The sequence below is a fragment of the Breznakibacter xylanolyticus genome (assembly GCF_003254275.1).
GTDB classification, from domain to species: domain Bacteria; phylum Bacteroidota; class Bacteroidia; order Bacteroidales; family Marinilabiliaceae; genus Breznakibacter; species Breznakibacter xylanolyticus.
The window spans coordinates 26,255-53,032 of sequence record NZ_QKZK01000006.1 but is presented as its reverse complement, the minus strand read 5'-3'; the positions used below and the strand labels follow the sequence as shown (position 1 = coordinate 53,032).

The 26,778-nt window shown below is 46.1% G+C and carries 16 protein-coding genes; 10 read left to right on the top strand and 6 right to left on the bottom strand.

Annotated features, from left to right (window positions below):
- The first annotated feature begins 190 nt into the window (after nt 1-190).
- Complete coding sequence (locus LX69_RS04915) at nt 191-4,219, top strand: hybrid sensor histidine kinase/response regulator transcription factor (RefSeq protein WP_170124245.1); 4,029 nt, start codon at nt 191-193, stop codon at nt 4,217-4,219.
- A 358-nt stretch (nt 4,220-4,577) separates the two neighbouring features.
- On the opposite strand, the gene LX69_RS04910 is transcribed toward LX69_RS04915, so the two are convergent.
- Nucleotides 4,578-5,177: a porin family protein gene (locus LX69_RS04910; protein WP_111444713.1), complete on the bottom strand. Its 600-nt coding sequence runs from the start codon at nt 5,175-5,177 to the stop codon at nt 4,578-4,580.
- A 1,498-nt stretch (nt 5,178-6,675) separates the two neighbouring features.
- Between LX69_RS04910 and LX69_RS04905 the strand changes: the two genes are divergently transcribed.
- Both LX69_RS04905 and gltX read left to right on the top strand, forming a co-directional pair.
- Nucleotides 6,676-8,850 (top strand): S46 family peptidase, encoded by a 2,175-nt coding sequence (locus LX69_RS04905; RefSeq protein ID WP_111444712.1) that lies wholly within the window; start codon nt 6,676-6,678, stop codon nt 8,848-8,850.
- Nucleotides 8,851-8,965: 115 nt separating this feature from the next.
- Nucleotides 8,966-10,492 carry a glutamate--tRNA ligase gene (gene gltX / locus LX69_RS04900; protein WP_185741698.1) on the top strand — a complete coding sequence of 509 codons (1,527 nt, stop codon included), beginning with the start codon at nt 8,966-8,968 and terminating at the stop codon, nt 10,490-10,492.
- Between the two features lie 103 nt (nt 10,493-10,595).
- Here gltX and LX69_RS04895 read toward each other — a convergent pair whose 3' ends face one another.
- The gene (locus tag LX69_RS04895) at nt 10,596-12,305 is read right to left on the bottom strand and encodes a glutamine--tRNA ligase/YqeY domain fusion protein (protein WP_111444710.1); all 1,710 of its coding nucleotides are present in this window, start codon (nt 12,303-12,305) and stop codon (nt 10,596-10,598) included.
- A gap of 436 nt (nt 12,306-12,741) precedes the next feature.
- Here LX69_RS04895 and LX69_RS04890 point away from each other — a divergent pair, with 436 nt between their 5' ends.
- The 6 genes from LX69_RS04890 (at nt 12,742) to LX69_RS04865 (ending at nt 19,119) form a co-directional block, all read left to right on the top strand.
- Nucleotides 12,742-14,148, top strand: coding sequence for a sugar transferase (locus tag LX69_RS04890; RefSeq protein ID WP_317046393.1), 1,407 nt, complete (start codon nt 12,742-12,744; stop codon nt 14,146-14,148).
- Between the two features lie 18 nt (nt 14,149-14,166).
- Nucleotides 14,167-14,952, top strand: coding sequence for a DUF4296 domain-containing protein (locus LX69_RS04885; protein ID WP_170124244.1), 786 nt, complete (start codon nt 14,167-14,169; stop codon nt 14,950-14,952).
- On the top strand, nt 14,949-15,518 hold the full coding sequence (locus tag LX69_RS04880) for a hypothetical protein (protein ID WP_111444708.1): 570 nt from the start codon (nt 14,949-14,951) through the stop codon (nt 15,516-15,518). The genes LX69_RS04885 and LX69_RS04880 overlap by 4 nt, the downstream gene beginning before the upstream one ends.
- Nucleotides 15,519-15,581: 63 nt before the next feature.
- Entirely contained in the window at nt 15,582-17,438 is a 1,857-nt protein-coding gene (locus LX69_RS04875; RefSeq protein WP_146260639.1) for an Ig-like domain-containing domain, read from the top strand.
- 12 nt (nt 17,439-17,450) lie between these two features.
- The gene (locus LX69_RS04870; protein WP_111444706.1) at nt 17,451-18,290 is read left to right on the top strand and encodes a DUF3108 domain-containing protein; all 840 of its coding nucleotides are present in this window, start codon (nt 17,451-17,453) and stop codon (nt 18,288-18,290) included.
- Nucleotides 18,291-18,330: 40 nt separating this feature from the next.
- On the top strand, nt 18,331-19,119 hold the full coding sequence (locus tag LX69_RS04865) for a CHAD domain-containing protein (protein WP_111444705.1): 789 nt from the start codon (nt 18,331-18,333) through the stop codon (nt 19,117-19,119).
- On the opposite strand, the gene LX69_RS04860 is transcribed toward LX69_RS04865, so the two are convergent.
- From LX69_RS04860 to rnr, 4 genes are all read right to left on the bottom strand, one after another.
- Nucleotides 19,109-19,936: an HAD family hydrolase gene (locus LX69_RS04860; protein WP_111444704.1), complete on the bottom strand. Its 828-nt coding sequence runs from the start codon at nt 19,934-19,936 to the stop codon at nt 19,109-19,111. The genes LX69_RS04865 and LX69_RS04860 overlap by 11 nt on opposite strands.
- The gene (metA, locus tag LX69_RS04855) at nt 19,923-20,840 is read right to left on the bottom strand and encodes a homoserine O-acetyltransferase MetA (protein WP_111444703.1); all 918 of its coding nucleotides are present in this window, start codon (nt 20,838-20,840) and stop codon (nt 19,923-19,925) included. The genes LX69_RS04860 and metA overlap by 14 nt, the downstream gene beginning before the upstream one ends.
- A gap of 127 nt (nt 20,841-20,967) precedes the next feature.
- Nucleotides 20,968-21,582 (bottom strand): TetR/AcrR family transcriptional regulator, encoded by a 615-nt coding sequence (locus LX69_RS04850; protein ID WP_111444702.1) that lies wholly within the window; start codon nt 21,580-21,582, stop codon nt 20,968-20,970.
- A gap of 95 nt (nt 21,583-21,677) precedes the next feature.
- On the bottom strand, nt 21,678-23,846 hold the full coding sequence (gene rnr / locus LX69_RS04845; RefSeq protein WP_111444701.1) for a ribonuclease R: 2,169 nt from the start codon (nt 23,844-23,846) through the stop codon (nt 21,678-21,680).
- A 1,085-nt stretch (nt 23,847-24,931) separates the two neighbouring features.
- Here rnr and LX69_RS04840 point away from each other — a divergent pair.
- Nucleotides 24,932-25,807: a toxin-antitoxin system YwqK family antitoxin gene (locus LX69_RS04840; RefSeq protein ID WP_170124243.1), complete on the top strand. Its 876-nt coding sequence runs from the start codon at nt 24,932-24,934 to the stop codon at nt 25,805-25,807.
- Nucleotides 25,808-26,778: the final 971 nt, after the last annotated feature.

Sequence of the window (26,778 nt, the reverse complement as noted above, 5' to 3'; positions counted from 1 at the left end):
CGGCAACTGTTCTGCTTTGTTTTAATGGGTTGTCTCTTCAATTTCTTTTGTGGTTTTTTGTGCTTATATGATTGGTTGATTGTTTATAAATGGTAGTTTTGTGGGTTGTTTTGATCTCGTAGAATTCAAACAGGGCAGAATGGTAAGGTACTTATTCGGTTTTCAAGGTTTGTTAACAATCTGTCGGACTGTGCTTCCGCTTTTTTTCGGGCTGCTGAGCCAATCGGGATGGTCGCAAACCTCTCGGCTTTTTTCTTCTGATCATGGTCTGTCAAACAGCCAAATCAATCAGGTCTATCAGGATCGGCGTGGATTTATGTGGATTGCCACCGAGGACGGGCTTAACCATTTCGACGGCACTCGCTTCAGCATTTATCGCAGTCAACGCAGCGATTCATCTTCCCTGACCGGTAATTTCGTTCATACTGTGTATGAAGATTCTCAAGGCAATTTTTGGGTGGGCACCATCAACGGGCTCAATCTTTACGACCGCGTGTCTAATAGCTTTCGGAGGTTTCCGCTCACCGATGTGCCCAATATGTTTGCCTTTCCGCATGTTACCTCAATCCTCGAAGATCGAAATGGGTTCTTATGGGTCACCACCTCTGGCGATGGTGTGGTGCGCATCAATCCCAAAACATTAAAAGTCGATCAGGATCGCGTGGTGAGTGCCAAACTTCCAAGTGTCTATCTACTCAAAGTTTACGAAGATCGTAACGGAAAGCTGTGGTTTGGCAGCGAGGACAAGGGACTCACCGTTTATGACCCGGCTTCGGGGGCGGTCGATTTGTCGTTCAACCGCCATCCCTGGTTTCGCATGCTGGCTGATAAGCAGATTTCCGATATTTGTGAGGATCCTGCCGGTAATGTGGTCATTGCGTCTCTCGATGGCGGCTTGGGTATTTATTTGCGCGATGAGAATCGTTTTGTCGATTTCAATCAGCGCGGCATCTTGCCTGTCAAGTCGTTGCTCAGCGACAAGCGTGGAACCATCTGGATTGGAACCGATGGGCAGGGAATCAAGCATCTGACAAATCTTCAATTAACCGATTTTGACGTCCCCGGTTCGCAAGTGTCGCTGCACAAGGCCAAGGCGCATTCGCTCTGCCTCGACAACCAGGGGAACGTGTGGGTGGGGGTCTTCCATAAAGGGGTGCTCATCATTCCCGGGTTTACCAATAAATTTGAATATTACGGTTATTCGCATAACCCTTCTTATAGCATCGGCAATGGTTGCATCATGTCCATTGCTGCCACCACCGATGGTGCTTTGTGGGCCGGTACTGATGGCAACGGCCTCTATCGCGTGGATACGCAGTCGCGTCAAACGCGCCAATATTCGCTGGCTGGGGCCTCATTGCACGCTAATACTGTGATGTCGCTGGCTGTGGATGAGCCTAAGGGGTTGCTTTGGGTGGGGTCATACCTCAATGGGCTGGCGTCGTTTGACTTAAATACCGGACGGGTGCAGAAGGTCTCACTGGGACAAGATCGTGAAAACGAGAAAATATTTGCGGTTGCCATTGATGACAAACACAATGTATGGGCCGGCACTTATGGGCGGGGCGTCTACCGCTATGAGCCGGATGGCCGAAAAGTATCCCATATCAATGCCATGGGGGCTGATTCTCTGGAGCGTCTCACCAATTCGTGGATCAATGTGCTCCGTTTTGATGAAAAAGGTCGCCTCTGGATCGGCACATTTCGCGGGGTTGACTGTTTTGACCCGGCCACGGGTAAGTTTCTTCATTTTAACAAGGACAACGGCTTTCTCTACGACAACGTGGTTTACTGCATCACCATCGATAGACAGGGAAATATATGGGTGGGTACAAGCAATGGCCTGGTACGTATTTTTGAGGATACAGGCAAATCACAATTCTTTTTCGAAAAAGATGGCCTCTCCGGCAATGTCATCAATGGCATTGAGGAAGATGCCAACGGAAACCTCTGGATCAGTACCAATTCGGGATTGAGTCGCTATTCGCCGCAACTCAATGTCTTTACCAATTTCTACTCCTACGAAGGCTTGCAAAGCAACGAGTTTCGTCGTGGTGCGGCTTTCCGATCGGCCGATGGAAAACTCTTTTTTGGTGGCGTCAATGGCATCACGGCCTTTTACCCGCAAAACATTGGGGTGTCGCGTCCTCTGCCCGATCTCTATTTTACCGGGTTGCGCATCTTTAATCAACCCGTGGCTGTGGGACAACTGTCGGGCGGGGTTACGGTGCTCGACAAATCGTTGCAGGAGAACCCTACCGTGCATCTTCGACACACCGACAATGTTTTTTCCATCGAGTTTGTTGCGCTTGAATACACCAATCCCGAAAAAATCGTCTATTGCTACCGCATGGATGGCTTTGAAAACGATTGGAAAACCACCAACGTGCGCAACCGAATCATCACTTATACCAATCTCAGCCCGGGGAGTTATACATTTCACGTGATTGCGGCCGATAACAGTGGTAACGAAAAGCAGATTGCTCTATCGCTCATTATCCTTCCCCCCTGGTGGATGAGCTGGTGGGCCTTTGCCATCTATTTCGTTTTGGCTGTGTTTATCTTCATTTTGGTGATGCGCGAAATTCACTTTCGCTTGCACAAAAACCATGAACTGCTCGAGCTTCAGTATGCCGAACAGGCCAATGATGCCCGTTTGCAACTGTTTGCCAACATCTCGCACGAGATTCGCACGCCGCTCACGCTGGTCATCAACCCCCTTGAACAACTCATGGACAAGGAAAATGACCCCGCACGCCGTTCCATCTACGACCTGATGCACCGCAACTCCATGCGCATTCTTCGTCTCATGAACCAGCTCATCGACGTGCGTAAAATCGACAAGGGGCAGATGCGTCTTCAATACGAACAGATTGAACTGGTGAGCTTCATTCGCGACATCATCAATGCTTTTGATTACACTGCTCAGTCGCGTAACATTACCCTGGTGTTTGAGCCCGAGCTCTCCGAATTGAACGTTTGGGTCGATCCCGGTAATTTCGATAAGGTGCTCTTCAATGTCCTCTCCAACGCTCTTAAATTCACCGAGCGCGATGGCCGCATCGAGGTCCGTCTCTATCTCTCCATCGATAGCAGCCGTTTTATTGTCGAAGTCGAAGACAATGGCATTGGAATCCCCGAGGAGATTCGTGAAAAGATTTTCGACCGTTTCTATCAGGGCAAAACGGCCATGGTGAGCAAAGGTTCGGGCGTGGGATTGCACTTGGCCCGTCGTCTGGTGGAGATGCACCGCGGAACCATTTTTGCCGCCGATGGTCGGGATAAGGGTGCCTTGTTTGTCATGGATCTGCCCATGGGCAACGAGCACCTCACCCCCGATGATTATGCGGTGCCCGGACGGGTTGAAGAACCTCGCATGGTGATAGCCCCGATTGTGGGTGAGCTGCCCGTTTTGACCGATGCCGGACGTGCCAAAGGTAAACCCCGGCTGCTGCTTGCGGAGGACGATGCCGATGTGCGCGCTTACCTGGTGAACGAACTCAGCTCTCTATACCGCGTGGTGGAGGTGGAGAACGGTAAACTGGCGTGGAAAAATGCCCTGCGCGATAAGCCCGACGTGGTGGTCAGCGACGTAATGATGCCCGAGATGACCGGCCTCGAGCTATGCCGTAAACTCAAGGGACATCCTGATACGGCTCATGTGCCCGTCATTCTGCTCACTGCCCTGGCAAAGGACGAGGATGTGGTCGAGGGGCTGGGGCAAGGTGCCGATGCCTACCTGCCTAAACCTTTCAATATCGAGGTGCTCAAAAGCACCATCGCCCGCCTGTTGCAGTCGCGTCAAATGCTCATGATGAAATTTGCACACGACAAGGAGCTTGCTCTTGACGACATGAAACTCGACTCGGCCGACGAAAAGCTCATTGAGAAAGTGATGGGAGCCATCCAGGCTCACCTGCACGATTCTGAACTCAGCGTCGAAATGATCAGCAAACACATCGGAATCAGCCGCGTGCACCTGCACCGCAAGCTCAAGGAACTCACCGGACAGTCGCCACGCGACTTCATCAAAAACATTCGCCTCAAGCAGGCCGCCAAGCTCCTTACCGTGCCCGGCGCCAACGTCTCCGAAGTGGCTTTCACCGTCGGCTTCTCATCACACTCCTATTTCACCAACTGCTTCCGCGAATATTTTGGCGTGAGTCCCACGGAGTTTGTGGAGAAACAACGTGGTGAAGAAGTGGCTGATGAGTCGTAGTTGATGTGATCGTTGTTGTAAGCTGTTGAAAGAAAATTTTGAATTGCCGTTGACTTTAATCACCGCTGATTGAGCAATAAGAGGAATGTTTATCTGAATGATGGTTTTGAATTGCCGTTGACTTTAGTCAACGGACTATTGGTTGTTGTTCTGATAGGGCTTTAGCCCTAAGTTTTTTTGGATGATAGATCTTTTCTGTTTGTAATCTTTTCAATATGTGTGATTGAATTGTTCATCCTGATTGTTTTTCCTTCGTGATGAGTTATTGTTTTGTGGATGATGCTGGTATTTTGATTGGTATGCATTAAAAAAGGCAGCACATTGGCTGCCTTTTTTAATCTATTAGTAATCTTTGATTTTAGAATTTGTAGCTTACACCAATGTTAATCGTATTAATTTTATAAGTTCCATCCCCCTCTCCGTCATAAAGGTTGGAAAGCCCTAGGTTATATCGCAGCCCAATTCCTAAACCGTTTTCCATTTCATAACCGGCACCAATTCCAAGAGCAAAATTCATGGATTTCATATCTTCAATGTCTTCTTCTTTACTCTGGCCTGCTGCTTCCATTTCGTTTTTGGCAGATAATTTAAAACCCAATTGTGGTCCCGCTTCTAAATAAAGGCCATTAGCAATATTTGCTTTTGCCATTACGGGGATATTCAGAAAAGTAATTTTACTAGTGGATTTAATATCAAATCCTTCCACTGAGCTTTCTTCTTTTCCACCTTCCATTGAAATCAATAATTCAGGTTGAATTGAGAATTTGTCTGATAATTGATAATTCATAAAACCACCAAATGCTGCTGAAATGCGGTTGTCCGATGTTTCGCTTTCATCACCAAATTCGACGGTGTACTTTGATAAATTTAGACCTGCTTTTACACCAAAGCTTACTTGAGCAAATACTCCTGTTGTCATCATTGCGGCAGCCGCAAATACAAAAAATTTCTTCTTCATTTTGTTTATTGTTTTAGTTAAACGATGATGCAATTAAAGAAAAAAAATAACGCCAGCTGTTAATATTTGTTGAAATATTTGTTACCATTTGACTGAAATAAACAAATTGATTGATTAAAGTCAATAATATATAGATGAAGTTATGAATTGCTTGTGTAAATTTATTCACATCAATGAAGCTCATTTGCAATGTGTGTCTTCTATTTTTGCACCATCCAGTATTCTCCGCTGGCGCACATTTGTAATGTGTGCCCTTGTTGATGTATTTCTGCTTCCCATTTGTTTCTCTTCTTTTCAAGTGTTTAATTTGTGTTTCTCAAATTCAAAAAGATAATCACATTCAATCTTTTGATGACTTGTTCATCTCATTACGAAATTTTCCTTCGCTGGCGCACATTTGCAATGTGTGCCTTCATTATGGTTCTTCACTCCTTTTATTATCTCGTTGCTATTGAGATACAACCATAGCTGTCATAGATAGTCAACCACTATGATCATCGAACCAATACGTATCCTCTGCTGGTGCCTCTTTGCAAAATGGGTCTTCTGTTTTACCATCCAATATTCACAGTACTTGATTGTTATTTTTTAAATATGTACATGGACAATAACAGGCAAGTTGCCTGCAAAATGGTTTGGCCGCATAGCCTCCGCTGGCGCACATTTGCAATGTGTGCCTTCATTATGGTTCTTCACTCCTTTTATTATCTCGTTGCTATTGGGATAAAACCATAGATATCAGTGATAGTCAATCACTATGATCATCGATATAGAACCAATACGTATCCTTTGCTGGTGCATCTTTGCAAAATGGGTCTTCTATTTTACCATCCAATATTCATAATATCTGATTGTCATTTTTCTATTTTGATTCATCAATCATCCTCTATTTTTCTTGTTGAGGTTGTGTCATTTTCTGCAACCCTCTTTTCCGTTCTTTCTCCAAAATCCCTCAAAATACCAATCTATACCCCTCTCAACCCCTTGCCAGCAAAGGGTTTCAGGAGGATAGTGTATGGATGGTGTATAGATGAAGCATAGATAAAGCATAGATAGTGTATGAATAGTGCCTGAACGATTAAGTTAAATAGGTGCTAAATTGAAGATGTCTGATTTTGTCAAAAAGTGCAAATACTGCTCCGCTGGCGCACATTTGTAATGTGTGCCCTTGTTGATGTATTTCTGCTTCCCATTTGTTTCTCTTCTTTTCATGTGTTTAATATGTGTTTCTCAAATTCAAAAAGATAATCACATTCAATCTTTTGATGACTTGTTCATCTCATTACGAAATTATCCTTCGCTGGCGCACATTTGCAATGTGTGCCCTTGTTGATGTATTTCTGCTTCCCATTTGTTTCTCTTCTTTTCATGTGTTTAATTTGTGTTTCTCAAATTCAAAAAGATAATCACATTCAATCTTTTTGATGACTTGTTCATCTCATTACGAAATATTCACACCACCCCCATTGGGGAAAGAGGGGCTTTTAAAACCACACTTATGAAATCTAATCTTCGAATCTTGTTTCTTTCCAGGCTTGCAGCCTTTTCGTTGTTGTTCCTAACCGGCATCGGCACCATCGCCCGTGCCGACGAGGGAATGTGGATGCTTCCCCTCATTGAGAAACTCAACGTCACCGACATGCAGGCCAAAGGCTTCCGCCTCACTGCCGAAGATATCTACAGCATCAATCACAGCAGCATCAAAGATGCCGTGGTGATGTTTCACAACTACTGCACTGGGGAGATGGTATCGGATAAAGGGCTGCTGCTCACCAATCACCATTGTGGCTACGATCGCATCCAGTCGCTCAGCTCTGTGGAACGCAACTTTCTGGAAGACGGCTATTGGGCGGCCTCCTTTGCCGACGAAATTTACGTGCCCGACCTCACCGTCACTTTTCTCAAACGAATGGATGATGTCACCTCTCGGGTGCTCGAGGGTGTGACATCCGATCTTTCTGAAGCTGCTCGCCAGCAAATCATCGCCACCAACTGTCGCGCCATCGAAAAAGAGGCCATTGACGATACGCATTACACCGCTTCGGTAAAGCCTTTTTTTGCCGGGAATCAGTATTTCTTATCGGTTTACGAAGTGTTCAAGGATGTGCGGCTGGTGGGCACGCCGCCTTCTTCCATCGGCAAATTTGGCCACGACACCGACAACTGGATGTGGCCCCGCCACACGGGCGATTTCTCCTTGTTCCGCGTTTATGCCGCCCCCGACGGTTCTCCGGCTGATTTTTCGCTTGAGAATGTCCCATTAAAGCCTGCGCATCATTTGCCCGTCTCCACCAAAGGCTTTCAGGAAGGTGACTTTGCCATGACGCTGGGCTATCCCGGCAGCACCGACCGTTATGTGAGTTCCTGGGGCATCGACGAACGCATGAACATCGTCAACCACAGTCGAATCAAGCCCCGCGGCGCCAAGCAGGACATCTGGATGGCCGACATGCAGGCCGACGACAAGGTGAAACTTCAGTACGCTTCCAAATATGCCCGTAGTTCTAATTACTGGAAAAACAGCATCGGCATGAACCTGGGGCTCACCAGGCTGGAGGTGCCCACCCGCAAACGTGCCCTCGAAGCCCGTTTTGCCGCCTGGGTGGCTGCCGATGGTGACCGGGTGGCTCGTTACGGCAACTTGCTCGACTCGTTGGCGTCGGCCTATCGCGAGCGCGCCGAACTGGTCAAGGCTCGTTCATTCCTCATCGAGTGTCTGTTGCGGGGTGCCGAATTGCCCTATTTTGCCTATGGTGCCAACGCGCTCAAGTCGGCGCTTCAGAAAAACGACACAGCCGCCATTCGCGCTCAGGTAGAGAAACTGCGTGCCGAAGCGACTGATTTTTATAAGAACTACAGCCCCGAAACCGACCGAAAGGTGTTGGCAGCACTGGCTCAGATGTATGCCGATGATATCTCGCCCGAATTTCATCCTTCGCTCTTCAAAGAGGTTGCCAAGCGGTACAAGGGCGATTTTGGCAAGTATGCCGATGATCTCTTTCGCAAATCCATTTTTGCCAATGAGGTGCGTTTGATGGCTTTTCTTGATAAGCCATCGTTGAAGCGCCTCAATGCCGACGTGGCTTTTGTGGCCGGCAGTTCGGTGATGTCGCTTTACGGTGAGGTGTCGCACCGTGCCACCGACCTTAATCTGCGCGTCGACCGTTTTGTTCGACTCTTTCAGGCCGGCATCATGGAAATGGATTCTGATCTTATTCGTTATTCGGATGCCAATTTCACCATGCGCATGAGTTATGGCACCGTGGGCGGATACGTGGCTCGCGACGCGGTTTATTACAACCATTTTACCACCCTCGAAGGGGTGATGGAGAAGGAGGATTCGACCAACTGGGAGTTTGTGGTTGATCCGCGTCTCAAAGCTTTGCATCTGGCCCGCGATTATGGCCGTTATGCCGATGCCAACGGCGAGCTCAACGTTTGCTTCATCTCCAATAACGACATCACCGGCGGCAACAGCGGCAGCCCTGTGATCAACGGCAATGGCGAGCTCATTGGCTTGGCATTCGATAGCAATTGGGAGGCCATGAGCGGCGACATTGCTTTTGAACCTCGTTTGCAAAAGTGCATTAATGTGGACATCCGCTACGTTCTTTTCGTGATTGATAAATTTGCGGGAGCAACACGTCTCATCGAGGAGATGACCATTCGGTGAGTTCGGTTGATGTCTCACAATCGTTCAACTGTTGCCTAGCCCTAAACGCAACGGGATGAGGTACCATTTTTTCAACCCAATTCTTTACCTTTGCCCGCAATAAAAAATCAGGATTATGACCCGCTCGAAAGTACGCGTTCGTTTTGCGCCCAGTCCTACCGGCCCCTTACACATTGGTGGGGTTCGCACGGCTTTGTTTAATTATCTGTTTGCCAAAAAACATGGCGGAACATTTATCCTTCGCATCGAGGATACCGACAGCACTCGCTTTGTGTCCAATGCCGAGGAATACATCAACGAGTCGCTGGCCTGGTTGGGATTGACCGTTGACGAGGGGGTGAAAGAAGGCGGTCCCTTTGGCCCTTATAAACAGTCGGAACGGAAAGCGATTTACAAGCAATATGCAAACTTGCTGCTTGAGCGGGGTTGGGCTTATTATGCTTTCGATACGCCTGAGCAACTTGATGCTCTGCGAGCTCAATGTGAGGCAGAAAAGAGAACTTTTGCCTACGACATCTCTACGCGCACCTCGCTTTGCAACTCTCTCTCGCTGGGCGATGAAGAAACTCAGCGTCGTATTTCGGCTGGCGAGCCTTATGTGATTCGTTTCAAGATGCCTGAAAATGTGCTGGTGAAAGCATCTGATTTGGTGCGCGGCGATGTGACTTTTAATACGAATACTCTCGATGATAAAGTTCTGTACAAGTCGGCTGACGAATTGCCCACTTATCACCTGGCCAATATTGTTGATGACCATTTGATGGAGATCACGCACGTGATACGTGGCGAAGAGTGGTTGCCATCGGTTCCCCTGCACGTGATGCTGTACCGTGCCTTTGGTTGGGAAGAAACCATGCCGCAGTTTGCGCATTTGCCCCTCATTCTCAAACCCAGTGGAAAAGGGAAGTTGAGCAAACGTGATGGCGACAAGGATGGCTTTCCTGTGTTTCCATTAGAGTATACTTCGCCTGAAGGCGAAGTGGCCAGCGGGTATCGCGAGTCGGGTTATTTCCCCGAAGCGGTTATTAACCTGTTGGCATTGTTGGGTTGGAATCCCGGAACCGAGCAGGAAATTTTCAGCGTTGAACAGTTGGCCGAGATTTTCACCATCGAGCGTGTCAATAAGTCCGGTGCCCGTTTCGACCCCGAAAAAGCCAAGTGGTTCAACCATCAATACCTGATTCAAAAATCCGATGCGCAATTGGCCGCTCTTTTCATGCCCTTGTTAGAACAGAAGGGAATTGCAGTCGATTCTCAAAAGCTTCAAACCATTGTAGGGCTGGTAAAAGAGCGTGTTAACTTTGTTTCTGAATTATGGGAGCAGACGCATTTCTTCTTTGAGGCGCCAACTGCATACGACGACAAAGTGGTGCAAAAGCGTTGGAAAGACGGCGTGCCTGCTTTTATGCTTCAGTTGGCCGATTTGTTGAATGAACAACCCGATTGGACGGTCGAAGCCTTGAAACACGCCGCTTCGGAGCTCATCTCATCTAATGGTCAAAATTTTGGCAACATCATGAATGCGCTTCGATTGGCGCTGGTGGGCGGTAGTTTTGGACCTGATCTTTTTACCATTGTTGAACTCTTGGGCAAGGACGAAACCATTAAGCGTATTCGAGCTGCTGTTGAGACCATCAAATGATTACTTTTATTATTATAACAAACAAAAAGGTTGCTGATTTCAGCAACCTTTTTGTTTGTATTTATAGTACCTCCTTTGTGTAGGCACCAGTTCGGGAGGGGCTTTATTTCGCTGCCGCTTTTGCCCAGCTGTCCTTCAATCCAACGGTTTTGTTGAAAATCAACTTTTCTGGACTTGAGTGGGTGTCCACACAGAAATAGCCCAAGCGTTGGAATTGGAACTTATCCAGTGGTTTCACATCTTTCATGCAGGGCTCCAGTTTGCAGTTCGAGAGGACTTTGAGCGAATCGGGGTTGATAAATTCTTTAAAATCCACGTCTTTGTGCCCATCGGGTTCCGCATCCATAAAGAGGCGGTCGTACAGGCGTACTTCGGCATCGATGCAATGGCGAGCCGACACCCAGTGCAGCGTTCCTTTTACCTTGCGCTCGCTTTGCGGCATGCCGCTGCGGGTTTCGGGATCGTAGGTACAATGGATTTCGGTGATGTTGCCATTGGCGTCTTTCACAAAACTCTCGCATTTGATGATATAGGCGCTTTTGAGTCGCACTTCAAGCCCCGGTCCCAGTCGGAAAAACTTTTTGGGTGGTTCTTCCATAAAGTCGTCTCGCTCAATGAACAACTCTTTACAGAAGGGGAGGGTGCGACTGCCCATGCTTTCGTCTTCTGGGTTGTTGATGGTTTCCATCATTTCAACCTGGTCATCTGGATAGTTGGTGATGATGAGCTTCACCGGGTCGAGCACGGCATTGACCCGCATGGTGCGTTTATTTAGGTCTTCGCGGATGCAATATTCAAGCAGAGCTACGTCAATCACGTTGTCGCGACGTGCCACGCCCACCTTATCGGCAAACATGCGTATCGATTCGGGTGTGTACCCCCTGCGGCGCAGTCCCGATATGGTTGGCATGCGGGGATCATCCCAAGCATCCACAATGTTTTTCTGTACCAGCTCGAGCAATCGTCGCTTGCTCATCACGGTATAGTTGAGGTTCAGACGGGCAAATTCAATTTGTCGGGGACGGGCAGCGGGCGTCGGTTCTCCTTCCAAAATCTGGTCGAGGAACCAGTTGTAGAGCGGACGGTGCACTTCAAACTCGAGCGTACAGATTGAGTGAGTGATGCCCTCGATAAAGTCTGACTGTCCATGGGTATAGTCGTACATGGGGTAGATGCACCACTTATCGCCCGTACGATGGTGATGCTTGTGGATGATGCGGTACATGATAGGGTCGCGCATGTGCATGTTGGGCGATGCCATGTCAATTTTTGCGCGAAGTATTTTTTCCCCGTCTTTAAACTCGCCATTCTTCATGCGTTCAAACAGATCCAGGTTTTCTTCCACACTTCGGTTGCGGTAGGGACTTTCTTTACCGGCTTCGGTGGGAGTCCCTTTTTGTGCTGCGATCTCTTCAGCAGTGAGCTCACAAACGTAGGCTTTGCCTTTTTTTATCAGTTTCACGGCCCATTCGTAGAGCTGGTCAAAATAGTCGGAAGCGTATTTGGGTTCGTCGGCCCAGTTGAACCCTAGCCATCTGACATCGGCCTCAATGGAATCAACATACTCTACATCTTCCTTCACTGGATTGGTATCGTCGAAACGCAAGTTGCAGGCCGCATTAAATTTTTGAGCGATGCCAAAGTTAAGGCAAATGGATTTGGCGTGGCCAATGTGCAGGTAGCCATTGGGTTCGGGTGGGAAGCGCGTCAGAACCTTTCCGCCATTCTTACCTTGCGCCAGATCGTTATCTATTTCATTGTGAATAAAATTGCTTTTCGACTCGTGCGAATCGTCAATCAGTTCGGTGCTCATATGTGAATGTTTAGAAGATGCAAATCGTTGATTCTCTCCTTGATGATATCCAAGGGAGTGTTGATGCGCAAAAATAACGGTTTTTGTGTTATTAGGCCTGTTTTTAGTCGATTTATCGGCTTTGCATTTTTAATCCGTTTATAGTCTTATCCTGACTTTTCAATGCTCAGAAGTGAGGCTTTGGGGCCCCCTGTTTACAATTTCTTTAATTGTGATGTATTGATTTCTAAATGTCATATTAAAAGGAATTTGCCATAATTATGGCAAAGCATTGCGATCTTTTTCTTAAGTTGCCTTTTTGAGCAATTTTGAGGATTATTTACGTGGTTAAATTATTAATTTTTTGAATTACAGCTGTTTAGTAGTTTGTTTAAGGTGGGAATGTTTGTTTCAATCAGTAAATTATTAATTTTGTGTTCCTCAAAAATCAACCTTCATGAGCATGTTAAAAGAAAAGGAACATTTTGTCCGTTCGCTTCTGGGATTTCTTGACGTTGTCGTGGGATGGATTGCGTTAAATTATTCCATGAATTTTTTTGGTTTTAGCGAACGATTTTATGGATCCAACGATTATTTGATATTAAATATTTGCATTTTAGCTGTTTGGTTTTATTTGTCAAAGTTGTTGAGATTAAGTGAGATTTACAGGTCTCGCCCGTATTCGGTTATTTTATTCAATTGTCTTGGGTTGTCTTTCTTAGGCAGCGGTATTATTGGTCTGGCAATTTTTGCGTTTCGATTAGATTATATCGGAATGATGCCGTTGATTTTCTTTGCCCTGATTAATTCTTTCTTAATGTTTATTTCAAAAGGGATAATTTTTTCCTTGTTGAAATATTTTCGACGTAATGGAAAGAATTACCGTTATATCGTGATTATAGGCGATAATTCAGCTGCTTCCTTTATTCGTCAAATCATTAAAAATAAAGAGTGGGGGTATCGCATTGTAGCCATTGTAGATGGTGGCTCACTTCGTCAAGAATTTAATTCCCTGTTTCCCGTTATTTCATCTTCGGATGTCAATTTGGATGAGCTTATTACCGGTAAATCTGTCGATGAGGTGATTTATTGCACTGAACGACCTGATATGAAGGTTCTCGAAGAACTGACTTTTTCGTGCAGCGAGGTGGGGGTGATCTTTAGGATGTACTCGCCTTTTTTCAATATGTTGACCAATCGGATGCACTTGCATTATTTCAACACGACTCCCATGCTCACATTCTCCAATGTTCCTGAGGATTATGTGTCTTTGCAGGTGAAGCGGTTGATCGATTTTTTAGGAAGTTTTTCGGTTATTGTGCTGCTATCTCCTGTTTTTGTGTTCATTGCCATTTTGATTAAAATGTCTTCAAAGGGACCTGTATTTTTTAAGCAGAAGAGGGTCGGTGTTCGTGGGCGTAAGTTTTGGGTTTATAAGTTTAGAACCATGGTGACCAATGCCGAGGCTTTGCGTGCAAAATTAGAGAGACACAATGAAATGGATGGCCCGGTGTTTAAAATGACCAATGATCCACGCATTACACCCATTGGTCGCTTTTTGAGAAAGACCAGTTTGGATGAACTGCCTCAGTTTTTTAATGTCTTTTTGGGTGATATGTCAATTGTTGGCCCCCGTCCTCCCATCCCTTCTGAGGTAAGTAAATATGAGCGTTGGCAATTACGTCGTCTCTCAATGAAGCCCGGTATCACTTGTGTGTGGCAGATTTCACCTTCTCGAAATGATATTTCATTTGAAGAGTGGATGCGCATGGATTTGGAGTACATCGATAACTGGTCTCTGAAGCATGATTTTGTCATTATTCTTAAAACCATTCGCACCATGTTACGTGCTGACGGTAAATAACCTTCAATGTTGAACTTCATGAAGTACAGGAATGTGTGGTTTGTTTCGGTCGTTGTATTGCTGACTGTGTTGTTTCTGGGATGTAACGTCAAGGATCGGGTGCCGTCACATATTCCGTCTAAAAAAGAGATGGCAACTATTTTGGCTGACATCCATCTGGTGGAAGATGCCATGAATCTTAGTAACGTTTCACTCCGTCCCCAGCAATTGGGACATTATAAAGATGTGCTCGAACGTCACGGATTATCACAGGCTGATTTTGATTCTGCCCTCTCTTGGTATTCTGCTCATCCGAATGTTTATCTGAAGGTTTACGATCAGGTGATTCAGATTCTTACACAACACGAAGCTCGTTTACAACAGGAAATCACGGCCAGGAGTGAAGCCGAAAAGGATTCTGCTTCGGCAATTAAAGATTTGTGGACATTGGAACGTTCTTTTGTGTTGCCTTTACATGATTCACTTGATGCGACTTTGCCTTTTGTATTTGCTGTGGATTCGTTGAAGAACGGAAAGATCAAGTTGAGTGCCTGGTTCACCTACAAAAAAGATGATTTGGGTAAGAAGGACGAAATGGTATTGGTGACTTGTTATGCCGACAGTACACGCGACACACTGAGAACAGGCATCACAAAATCGTACTCTCGCACCAATGCCCTGCTGACAAAGGTGTTAAAACAAGATACTGCCGTTGTTTCGTTAGAAGGCTTTTTGTTGTTTCACGATAAAAAGCATAAACGACATCTTTCTATCGAAGAAGTCTCGCTTGAGCATATCCCTCTTGCACCTGAAAAGAAGCCATGATAGAAAGACGACGCATTGCTGCGCATTTTGCCTGGTCGCCTCAAGGTACTTTTCTACACATGCCGTTGCTTGAGTTGGATGATGACCTTCGCGTGGTCTCCATTTCTGAGCATGGGGATGCTTTTACTGAATCTGCCGGTGTTGAGTTTTTTAATGGTTTGATTGTTCCCGGTTTTGTTGGTTGTTTCCCTGCTAACCCGATTGATGATATCGCAGCAATCATGCGGATGGTTCGTAACGGCATGTTGTATGTTCGATGTCGTAAGGGGGAGATTCCCAAAAATTCGTTAGGTTATCCTTTGTTCATTCATGATGACTGTTTGCCTGATTGTAATGTCATTTCTCAGTATGTTTGGGACGATTTACAAGCGACTTTACGCATAGGGGGGCAGATAGATGTTGCCGAATGGTTAAGCCAGCATCTTGATACCCCATGGCGTGAGACCGATTGTTGCGAAGGCGGTTCTTTTTTGCCCGGCAGAAGACCCGGTGTGCTTCAGATGACAGGTATTGACTGGAAAAATATGCGTTTTACGCCCTCTGCGACCCTAAAGATCATTCTTTGATTTCCATCACGCTTTATTCTGAAATTGGTTTAAATTTGCGTGTTTCTTTAAAAAAATCTTCGCTTGAAACGGTTTCTATTTTTATTCATCGTCATGATTGGCGTTATTGCCATTTGGGTTAGGTGTGCCAATCCCGGAACACCGACAGGTGGAGCCAAGGACGAACAACCTCCCAGAGTGCGTAAATCTGTTCCGCTTGATGGAGCTCTCAATTTTACAGGGAAGGAAGTCTCTATTGAATTTGATGAGTTGATTCAGCTTAAGGATGTGAATCAAAAGTTAGTGGTTTCTCCGCCAATGAATAAGGTCCCGACTGTTGTTGCACGGGGTAGTGAATTGTTGGTGACCTTCGAGGAGGATCTACAGGAGAATACGACATATACCCTCGATTTCGCAGATGCCATCAGTGATAATAATGAAGGCAATGTGCTTCCCAATTTTCGTTTTTCGTTTTCAACGGGCGATGTTGTCGATTCTTTGTCGGTATCGGGTCATCTCTTTGATGCGGAAAATCTGGCTCCAACAGCAGGCTCCCTGGTGTTTTTGCATAGTAACCTTTCCGATACTGCTTTTCAAACATTGGTGCCCGTACGCTTGGCCAAGACTGATGAAAAAGGCTATTTCTCTATTCGCAATGTGCGCCCCGGATCTTATCGTGTTTATGCCATCACAGATGCCAATGCCAACTATCGTTTCGATCAGCCCGGTGAACGCATTGCTTGGTACGACTCGCTGGTGGTTCCTGCTTTTGAGTATCGTACAGTTGCCGATACCATTAAGGCTCCTAAACCGTCCGAAGGTTCATCGGTTGATACCCTGGTTGCCGATTCGGTGGTGTATCGGCAAGAGCTGGCCTATATTCCTGATAGTTTGAAATTATTTATGTTCTCTGATCCGGTGCGTCAACAGTACATCAAGTCCAGCGATCGTAAGGAAAAGGGACGTTTGAATCTCGTGTTTGGAGCTCGTGTTGAAGGGTTGAAGATGGAGCCTCTCTTAGATAGTGTGGATGACGAATGGTTTATTCCTGAGTTTTCACAGGGTCGTGATTCCTTGTCGGTTTGGTTGCGTGACACCATGCTCATTGCCAACGATTCGTTGCCTTTGGCTGTGAGTTATGCCACTGTTGATTCATTAATGCAACCCATTTTTAAGACCGATACCTTGACGTTTTATTATTTTGCAGATGATACTCCCAAAAAGGAGAGTAAGAAAAAAAAGGATGATCAGGAAATGGATGAAGTTCCCTCGTTGGGTATCAAAGATCTTAAAAGTTCATTGGACATCTTCAGCCGCTTGTCGTTCTATCTCGATGCTGCTCCTGTTTACTTTAACGAACAGGGACTCCGGTTAAGTAAGATGGTTGATAGCACGTTGGTTGATCAATCGTTTAACGTGATTCGTGATTCTCTCAATGTCCGTCGTTTTTCTGTCGATCGGGTTTGGGAGTCCGGTGCTGCTTACGAGTTGGTGGTCGATTCAGCCACTTTTCGTGATGTGTATGGTCGTGTCAACAAGCCATTGAAGTTTAAAACCACCATCAACAAAGAGGATAGTTATGCCACACTATATTTAACGGTTGAAAATCCAGGCGAAAAGTGGTTGGTTCAGATTCTCAATGCCGGCAACGAATCGGTGGATCGTCAGGCAAGGGTACCTGCCAATGGTAAAATCGCCTTTCGATTGCTCAAACCCGCTGAGTATTTGTTGCGCATTGTGGTTGATGTGAACGATAACGGTCGGTGGGATTCGGGTGATTATTTGCTGCGCCGACAACCTGAGGTGTTGATGTATTATCCCGAAAAGATTGCTGCCCGTGCCAATTGGGATCATAATGTGAAGTGGAATCCCGGCGAATTTGATGTGTTGCAGTTCTCTCAATCTTTTCGTTCCAAATCCTCTAAGTCGAACCGACCTTAATCGCCTGTGGTGATGATGAATTTTTTTTCGATGTTTTTCAGTCAGAGGAGGGTTCCCGTGTTTGTGTTGTTGCTTTTTGTGACAGCTTCAATTTCAGCTCAATGTGATGCCCGAAACGCCGCTTTTACTGCCGGCGAGCGGCTCACTTATCAGGCCTATTACAATTGGCATTTTATTTGGGTCAATGGCGGGGAGGTGTTGTTTAAAACCGATCCCATCACTTATCGCCAAAAGCCGGCCATGAAGCTGACAGCCCTCGCCAAAACCCATAAGAAATACGACGTTTTATTAACCATTCGCGATACTTTTATCGCCATCATCGATACGTCTCGCCTTGAGCCTCTATGGTCCGCTCGAAGTGTTAAAGAAGGAAGTTACGTGGCTAATGAATATTATCGCTTCGATTACGATAAAAAGCAAATCGTGACGTCTCTCAAGGTCGATAAGAAACCTGATCGCAACCTTACCGTTCCCATGAAGGAATGTACCATGGATCTCTTGACAATGGTGTACAAAGCCCGTAATATTGATTTTTCAAAGTACCGGACGAGCGATAAAATCCCCACACGCATGATTGTCGATGGCGTGATTCACGATTTATACATCACTTACCTGGGCAAGGAAATTATCAAAACCAAAGACCAAAACCGGACGTTTCGTTGCATCAAGTTTAAGCCCATGCTCATGAAAGGAACGCTGTTTGATGCAGGCGAAGACATGACCGTTTGGGTGACTGACGATGCCAATCGCATTCCGGTAATGGTTGAAGCCAAGATTACCATCGGATCGGTTAAGGCAATACTTTTTGATGCCAAAGGTTTGAGGCATCCCATCACGGCTGAGGTGAAATGACTTAGCCATGTTCGGATGCTCATTTTAATCCGAACATGACATGCCAGACTCTTCGTATATTTCCTTTATTGTGGATGCTTCCCGGCGGTTCAGTCATCACGTGATTAAAGCTGCCGATGGTGCTGATGATCAATCGGTGCACGATTTTCGTGTGGCTGCCAAGGAATTGGATGCTTTTTATTGTCCCTTAATGAATGTGGCAGAGACCTCACAGGGGCAACGAATGACTCAATGGCGTTCACATCTTTTCAAAATTTATAAACCTGCCGGTAAATATCGCAATGCTTTCATGATTCACAAGCTTGGGAAGCAGGTTAAAGTGTGGGATCATTTGCCATGTGCTGAGGTTCGGTTGTTGACCAGGATGCAGCACCTGAAAGCTCAGTTTATCTCCGAATTGGCTTCTTATCAACCGCCCCGTTTCAATAAAATTCATTCGTTACTAAAGCATTTAGAACCGTTGTTGAGTGCTGAGATCGATAATGTCATTCATCAGAATTTTGTGAAGGCACACCCTTTAATGGTCTTACCTGCGGGCATGCATTGGCACGATGCTCGCAGATGTTTTAAAAAGAATCATTTTCTTTTGCGTGCCCGATTGAGGATTGGTGCAAATGTGAATGATGACGAGATGGTTGTCTTGACAGATTTGTTGGAAAAGGAACTGGGTCATTGGCACGACTGGGCACTTTTACTTCATTTTTTAAACCCCGAGTTGAAGCATAGCCCCGAGGTTGCGACATTGATCCATGCCCGTGTATTCGAAAACGAGCAAGCCATCCTTCGATATTTTGGCGTCTATAAAATGAAACAGGATGTTATGACGTGAACTGACTCATAAAGTCGGTAAATCCTGCTTCATTGACCGGGCGTACCGAGTGGAACATATTTCGAAGTTCCTGCGGGGCGTTGGCCACCACGGCCGAGTGACGAAATGTGCTTAGTAAGTCCATGTCGTTGTAGTCGTTACCAATCGCAGCCACATCGTGTTCGGATATTTGATGATGCTTGCAAATCAGATTCACACCATGGGCCTTGGATACCTGTGGGTGAAAACATTCTAACCAGATGGAGGCGTCATCAATGGGCGAAGTGGCGCGGATGGTCTTCATGTTGGTCACCTGCCTGGAAATGGTGTCGAACTGTTCCCAATTTGGCATAAAAGCCAATAGTTGGCTGTATGCATCATGAGGGACGGGCTCCATTAACGGTTGCCCGTTGGGATGGTAATGTTCCAGGTATGCTGCGAGGTTTGGGTGTGGCGAACTTCCCTGGTGATAATAAAAGCGGTGATTGTCGGGTGAGCGATGGTGTAGTGTAAAGGCAAGATTGTGCCGTTTAAAGAGTGTCGTAGTGCGATGCACATCTTCAAACGGGATGCAATAGTTTTCGATAAGTTGTTGAGTTTTCCAGTTCAGGATGCCGGCGCCCGACGAAAATACCAGATAATCGATGGGGAAATCGGGGGAGATCACTTTTTGTGCCGACCACAACGATCGGCCCGTGGCAATGATGCGTACAACGCCACTTTGCCCCAAACGAGTCAGTGTTTCTATGTCGGCTGTGTTGAATTGCCCGTGATAGGGCAATAGAGTCCCGTCCAAGTCGGAGGCAATGGCCTTGATGTGAGGTTTAACTGATTTCATCCAGCACAAAAGGCGTCGCCTGATAGACGTAGTAGTTTAACCAGTTCGAGTAGAGCAGGTGGGCATGGCTTCGCCAGGTCACCATGGGAGGCTGAGATGGGTCGTTGTTGGTAAAATAATTGGCCGGGATGGCAATGTCTAATCCCTTGCGTACATCCCGCACATACTCCTCCTTCAGTGTGTTGGGGTCGTATTCCGAATGGCCGGTGACGAATATTTGGCGCCTGTTGGCCGACATGGCAATATAAACACCCGCTTCGTTAGACTCTGAAACGATGATCAGACCTTCTTTGTTAAGCATCTCTTCGCGCTTCACTCCGGTGTAGCGGGAGTGGGGGGCGAAAAACAGATCATCGAAGCCACGTACCAAAGGTTCCTGAGGGCAGTTGACGGTGTGCGGAAAAACGCCAAACATCTTTTTGCCTAAATGGTGTTTGGGAATGCCGAAATGGTAGTACAAGCCGGCTTGCGCGCCCCAGCAGATGTGGAAGGTACATGTCACATTGGTCTTGCTCCATTCCATGATTTCTTTCATCTCCTCCCAATAATTGACCTCTTCAAAATCCATTTCTTCAACAGGCGCCCCCGTGATGATCATGCCGTCATATTTCTGATGCTTAATTTCGTGAAACGTATGATAAAAAGCCGTTAAGTGTTCCAGTGGCGTATTTTTAGAGATGTGGCTGCTGGTCATCAATAAATCCACCTCTACCTGCAAGGGCGTATTGGAGAGTACTCTGAGAAGGTGCGTTTCGGTGGTAATTTTGAGAGGCATCAGGTTGAAAATTAGTATTTTCAGAGGTCTGATGTCTTGATTGGCAGCTCGTGTTTGTGGCATCACAAACACGTTTTCGCTGTCAAGAACGCTACGGGCAGGCAGGGTATCTGGAATTTTTATGGGCATGCGCTTTTAATTAATTGGTGGTTTGCCGAAGTCATTTTCATTAAACCAAGTTCCTACCTTATTGGTTCACGCCAATGAGGGATGTTTTGTAAAAAGGATAAATGGGAGCGCGTTTTTTTACGCGGTTTTAATCTCTTTTGATGAGGCCGTAAAACAGGATGTTGAGGATGTTGTTGATTTGTACGCGGAAATCCTCATAGTTCTTTTGGTTGATGGCCTGTAAAAGAGGGGTTTCCAGTCCTTTGAGGGCTGTGACGATGGCTACGGCTGCCATATTGGTGTTGTTGAGATGAAACAACCCGGCATCCAAACCTTCCTGCATGATGGACTCGATCATCTGCACTTCCTGCTGTTCGTAGTCGTTTTTAATCTGTTCAAGAAACTCAAACCCCCCGGGCACATCTTGTTTGAGGGTCACATGGTAATTTTGCAACTCGCGAATGTTTTCCATGCGAATGACCACGTAATTACGCATCTTCACATCGGGCGCATCATTGGTTTGGAGCACCTTTTGGAGTTTGGAAAAAAGAAGATCCCCTTCCCATTTGATGACCGCCTGAAATATCTCCTCTTTGTTTTTGAAGTAGTAGTAGAGCGAGCTTTTTCCTTTTCCAAGAACCTGAGCGATGTCCTCCATGGTTGTTTTCTTGTAACCAAATCGGGCAAACAGTTCTCTTGCAGATTCTAAAATGGCGGTTTGTACACTATCATTCAGTGCTCCTGGTGTCAATTCCTGGGTCATGAGTTGATTTTTATTTTAACAGGGTGCACGGCTGTGTAACCGAGACGATTCCTTTGATATTTATTGCAAAAATATATTTTTTGCCCTTATAATGCTTATTTCAATTTATCGATGGTTCCGGGAAGGGCAAAGTCGAGTTGTTTGCGTTCCAGGTTGGCGCGTGCAATGACAATGCGGATAGCGTCGCCCAATTGGTATTTTTTATGTTTTCGACGTCCCACGATGCAGTAGTTCTCTTCGTCGAACACGTAAAAGTCGTCATCCAGATCGCGCATGGGGACAAGGCCTTCGCATTTGTTCTCGTTCAGTTCGACGTAAAAGCCCCATTCGGTCACGCCCGAGATGACGCCATCAAATTCCTGTCCCACGCGGTCTTTGAGGAATTCCACTTGTTTGTATTTGATGGAAGCACGTTCGGCATCTGCGGCGCGAGCCTCCATGTCGGAGCTGTGTTCGCAGCGGTCTTCGTACTCATCGGCAGCCACGCTTTTTCCGCCATCGAGGTAATGTTGCAGCAGGCGGTGCACCATCATGTCGGGGTAGCGGCGTATGGGCGAGGTGAAGTGGGTGTAATGGTCGAAGCCCAGTCCGTAGTGTCCCACGTTGTGGGTGGAGTACACGGCTTTGGCCATGGTGCGAACTGCGAGTGTTTCAACGATGTTTTGTTCCGGTCGGCCATGCACATCATCGAGCAGCTTGTTGAGAGATCGGTTGATGTTGACTCCCGGGAGAGCAGACAAGTTGTATCCGAAACGGGTGATGAAACGAGTAAACGATTCAAATTTATCGGGGTTGGGTTCATCGTGAATGCGATATACAAAGGTGAGTTCCTTTTTTTTGCCCGAATGCCTTCCGGCTTCTTCTTTGCCGATGAATTCGGCCACTGCTTTGTTGGCCAGCAACATGTATTCTTCGATGAGTTTGTTGGCATCTTTCGATTCTTTAAAAAAGACGCTGAGGGGTTTGCCGTTTTCGTCGATTTTAAATTTCACTTCGGCACGTTCAAAACCGATGGCACCGGCTTTGAATCGTTTGTCGCGCAGTATCTTGGCCAGGCGATCCATGTTGGTGATTTCCCAAGCCAGGTCGCCTTGTCCGGTTTCGATGACTTGTTGGGCTTCGTCGTAGGTGAAGCGGTGATCGGAGTTGATGATTGTACGGCCAATCCATTTGTCGAGCACTTCGGCCTGGTCGTTGATTCGGAACACGACCGAAAAGCAAAGCTTTTCTTCGTTGGGGCGGAGTGAGCAAATGAAATTGCTCAACCGTTCGGGCAACATGGGCACCACGCGGTCGACCAGGTAGACCGATGTGGCCCGGAAGAAGGCCTCGTTTTCCATGATGGAGTCTTCTTTCACATAATGGGTCACATCAGCAATGTGCACACCCACTTCCCATTCGCCGTCGGGAAGTTGACGTACCGACAGGGCATCGTCGAAGTCCTTGGCGTCCTCCGGGTCGATGGTGAAGGTGGTGATGTCGCGGAAGTCGCGTCGATTGGCGATCTCCTCGGGGGTGATGCCGGCATCGATTTTCTCAGCTTCGGCATTTACATGATCGGGGTAGCGATAGGGGAGGTTGAATTCCGCCAGGATGGCGTGCATCTCGGTTTGGTTTTCCCCTGCATCGCCAAGCACGTCAATGATTTCGCCATAGGGGTTTTTGGCATTGGCCGGCCAGTCGGTGATTTTGGCCACGGCTTTTTGGCCATTTTGCCCGCCGTTGAGTTTGTTTAGGGGGATGAAGATGTCCTGGTACATGACCTTTCGGTCGGTGATGAGGAATGCAAAGTTTTTAGCCACCTCGAGGGTTCCCACAAACGTGTCGCGTTTGCGTTTGATAATTTCCACCACTTCGCCCTGTGGTTGGTGTCGACGGCGTTGGGCGTACTGCAAAACCTTCACCACATCGCCGTGGAGCGCCTGGTTGAGGTTGCTTTGAGCCACGAAGATGTCCTCGCCGCCATCTTCGGGAACGATGTATGCGGCGCCCGAAGCGGTCATGTCCACCTTTCCGGTGACGTATGCTTCGCGCATGAGCAGCTTGAATTTGCCCGGTACCACTTCGGTGAGCAGGCCTTGGGTGACCATTTCGTTGAGCAGGATGGCCACTTTTTGACGGTCGGTTTTTTTCACCAGGCCGGTAAGGCCGGTCATTTGTTTGTAGTTAAAGCTCCGCTTTGGATTGGCTGTGAAGATGTCCATGAGCAACTGTTTGATGTCGATGGATTTACTTCCTTTCTTTTTATCTTTTTTATCTTTCATTTGTCTATAATTTGTTTTTCAGTTGCCATGTGGAACTCGCAAATTGTCAACCTTCGGTGTGGTAAAGGTTTGCTCATGGCTCTTTTTAAGTTTTTATGATGTCAGGATGTGAGTGACGGTGCACCGGCTTAAGAGGTTATGTTTTATTCATGAATCTTATCTTAGTGTCGTTTCTTTAGTGATTTGCTATCATTTCTCCCAATTCTTATGGCTCACAATCAAATCGGACTTGATCTTTTGAGCTTTTTCTATGGTGCCTTTGGGCCCCAAAGCTCGGTAGATGAAGGTTCGCAAATCATCTTTCGCCCCGATTGGGGCGAGAGGTAAACGAATCCCCTAAATGCTACCGATATTTGGCCCCTATGGGGCCTCTTAAAAAGTATTGCACGCGTCTAAAAAGAAATCATAGGGTATTTGACCTATTTTTACGTTGCATTTGTAGCTTAAATATATCACAAAAACAGTGATCTGTTAACTCCTTGACTGACCCGAGAGCCTCATTGAACCGTTCAGATTCTTAACTTAACGATATTGAATCTCAAATCATTGCTTTAGTGCATTCTGTGCCAGGCAAAGAGATTGTGGCAATTTGCGAAGGCAGTGTGTTGTGTGGATTATATTTTTCAGAAAGTGGCTGTGTCGATTATCACAAAATGAGTTTGTATGTTGGTTGTGTTTGTACTTTTTGGCAGTATTAGCGTTGCTTGTCTTGGTGGCTATTTAACTTAATCGTTCAGGCACTATTCATACACTATCTATGCTTTATCTATGCTTCATCCAGGCACTATCTATGCTTTACCCATGCTTTATCTGTTTTAAAACGCAGGCTATCAGTGTGTTGAGATTTTTAGAAAACTTGCATTTTGCCAGTTTTGAGGGTTTGTGGTAAAAACGCATTAGAGAAAATGACACAATTTTTCAATGGGTGCTGCCGTGCATGTTCGGGAGGTTTAGCCATTGGACATTGAGTGTGCAAATTCGATAAGAAATTACTATATTTTTTGCAACCCCGATCGAAAGCATGTAACTTGTTTTTGATGCCTAAAAGCATCGACCCATGCAAATATCGTGAAAAAATGGATGTTGTGAACCACGTTGTTAAAAATAGAGGGGATTGGGCATTGGCTTTTTTAATGAGTTGGTGCTTTTTTGGTATGATCACGGTGTTGGGGCAAGAGACATCTGCATCGTTTGATGGTCTTAATCGAATGGATGAGCGAGGTCAGCGAACCGGGATGTGGGAATTGCGTGACAATGGAGGGGGTGTATTGGAGAAAGGCGTTTATCGGAAAGGACAGAAGCATGGGGTTTGGGAGGCTTATTATCCGCATGGGCGCATGAAGCATCAATTGACCTACGAAGATGGTCAAGCTCGTGGACCGGCAAGGTTTTATTATGAAGACGGGACTTTGTGGGAAGAAGGGTTTTGGGATGTTGACAAGTGGGTGGGTGAGTATCGGTTTTATTATCCTTCGGGTCAAATGGCCTATCATTGGCGGTACAATACCGCCGGGAAACGAGAGGGAGAGCAGCTTTATTATCACGAGAATGGACAATTGAAATATCGCACGCCTCGAACCAATGGCGTGATTGATGGCATTGAAAGGCATTATGACGAGCAAGGGACGTTGGTGAAGAGTACCCGTTTTAAGAATGGGGTTGCGCAACTTGCTGCAGGAGAGAAATCACCCGCAGAGGCGATGCCCGATGGGGTGGGGCAAGCGGTGAACGAGGTGACTCCATTTATCGGAACCGGCCGACATACCGTTTATCACATCAATGGTCAGATTGAGAAGCAAGGGTATTTTAGAGATGGGATTTTGATGGACGGGCGGCGGTATGTGTATGATGCGGCGGGGCGATTGGTGATGACGCAATATTATGAGGATGGGAAAATTGTACGATCTGAAGTTTCGGAGAAGGGGGCGGCGCCCTTGCCGGCCTCAACAGAGTCGAAATAAACGCAAAGGCGCGAAGGCGCTGAGTTTTGTTGTAATACTTTGCGTTTAAATAAGAAAGCAGATCACTCGTTAGCGTTATTATTTTGTTTTTGGTAGGTTTTTAGGAAATTTTTATCCACGAATTTCACGATTTTTTACTATCCAAATTATCAGAGTACACAGGGGCACAGAGGCACGGAGTTTTTTTGGGGGGTGTTAAGCCTGAGAAATTTTAACCTAGTATTCAGTTAATTATTTAGAAACTCTGCGTTAATTAACATCCTTAGTTTAACTGACTAAGAACTTACGCTGATTTGCAGTGAGTTAAGATGAGAACCAGTGAGGAGAAGAAACATCAGTGTAAACAACTAAGAACTGACGCTGAGTTGCGGTGAGAAAAGATGAGGGCCAGTTAGGGGAATATACGAAAGGAACTCAGTGTTCAGTTATTTTCCTCTGCATAATCAATTAAGAGCTGACACTGAGGTGCAGTGAGTTAAGATGAGAACCAGTGAGGAGATTAAGCCCTTATTTAATTAATAGGAGGGTTGAATTTTAGTGCACAACGGAGATTCTGAATTTCGTGGAGATACACTCATTCAACATTCTAATTTGTTTGAGTTGCCGCAATATTACTGTATTTGAAGTTAAAGAAATGGTTAATGGGTGGCAGTAAGTGTTATGTGGACATTAAATATTTTTTTTGAATGATTTAGTGGTTTTGTTGACGAACTGACGAAAATGAATGACGAGAATCCGTTAATAGATGTTTTTTTGGTGTTTGGATGAATTTTGAATGGTTGTTTTTTGTATATTTGTTCGCAACTTAGTGAGCAACAAAGAGTAGATGGTACTTTTTTCCCATGTTGGTTGCAAATGTGCATGAAATGTACTTTTTAAAAGATTGGGATTCTCGACTCAAAAGCGTAACCATTCAAATTTTTGAGCGTACAATATAAAAAAAGGTTACATTTTTTTGACGATCCTTACCA

Coding starts and splice junctions, on each gene's coding strand:
- LX69_RS04905 (WP_111444712.1), top strand. CDS start 6,676: ATGAAATCTAATCTTCGAATCTTGTTTCTTTCCAGGCTTGCAGCCTTT.
- LX69_RS04850 (WP_111444702.1), bottom strand. CDS start 21,582: ATGACCCAGGAATTGACACCAGGAGCACTGAATGATAGTGTACAAACC.
- LX69_RS04885 (WP_170124244.1), top strand. CDS start 14,167: ATGAAGTACAGGAATGTGTGGTTTGTTTCGGTCGTTGTATTGCTGACT.
- LX69_RS04880 (WP_111444708.1), top strand. CDS start 14,949: ATGATAGAAAGACGACGCATTGCTGCGCATTTTGCCTGGTCGCCTCAA.
- LX69_RS04870 (WP_111444706.1), top strand. CDS start 17,451: ATGATGAATTTTTTTTCGATGTTTTTCAGTCAGAGGAGGGTTCCCGTG.
- LX69_RS04865 (WP_111444705.1), top strand. CDS start 18,331: ATGCCAGACTCTTCGTATATTTCCTTTATTGTGGATGCTTCCCGGCGG.
- LX69_RS04860 (WP_111444704.1), bottom strand. CDS start 19,936: ATGAAATCAGTTAAACCTCACATCAAGGCCATTGCCTCCGACTTGGAC.
- LX69_RS04895 (WP_111444710.1), bottom strand. CDS start 12,305: ATGAGCACCGAACTGATTGACGATTCGCACGAGTCGAAAAGCAATTTT.
- metA (WP_111444703.1), bottom strand. CDS start 20,840: ATGCCCATAAAAATTCCAGATACCCTGCCTGCCCGTAGCGTTCTTGAC.
- gltX (WP_185741698.1), top strand. CDS start 8,966: ATGACCCGCTCGAAAGTACGCGTTCGTTTTGCGCCCAGTCCTACCGGC.
- LX69_RS04890 (WP_317046393.1), top strand. CDS start 12,742: ATGAGCATGTTAAAAGAAAAGGAACATTTTGTCCGTTCGCTTCTGGGA.
- rnr (WP_111444701.1), bottom strand. CDS start 23,846: ATGAAAGATAAAAAAGATAAAAAGAAAGGAAGTAAATCCATCGACATC.
- LX69_RS04910 (WP_111444713.1), bottom strand. CDS start 5,177: ATGAAGAAGAAATTTTTTGTATTTGCGGCTGCCGCAATGATGACAACA.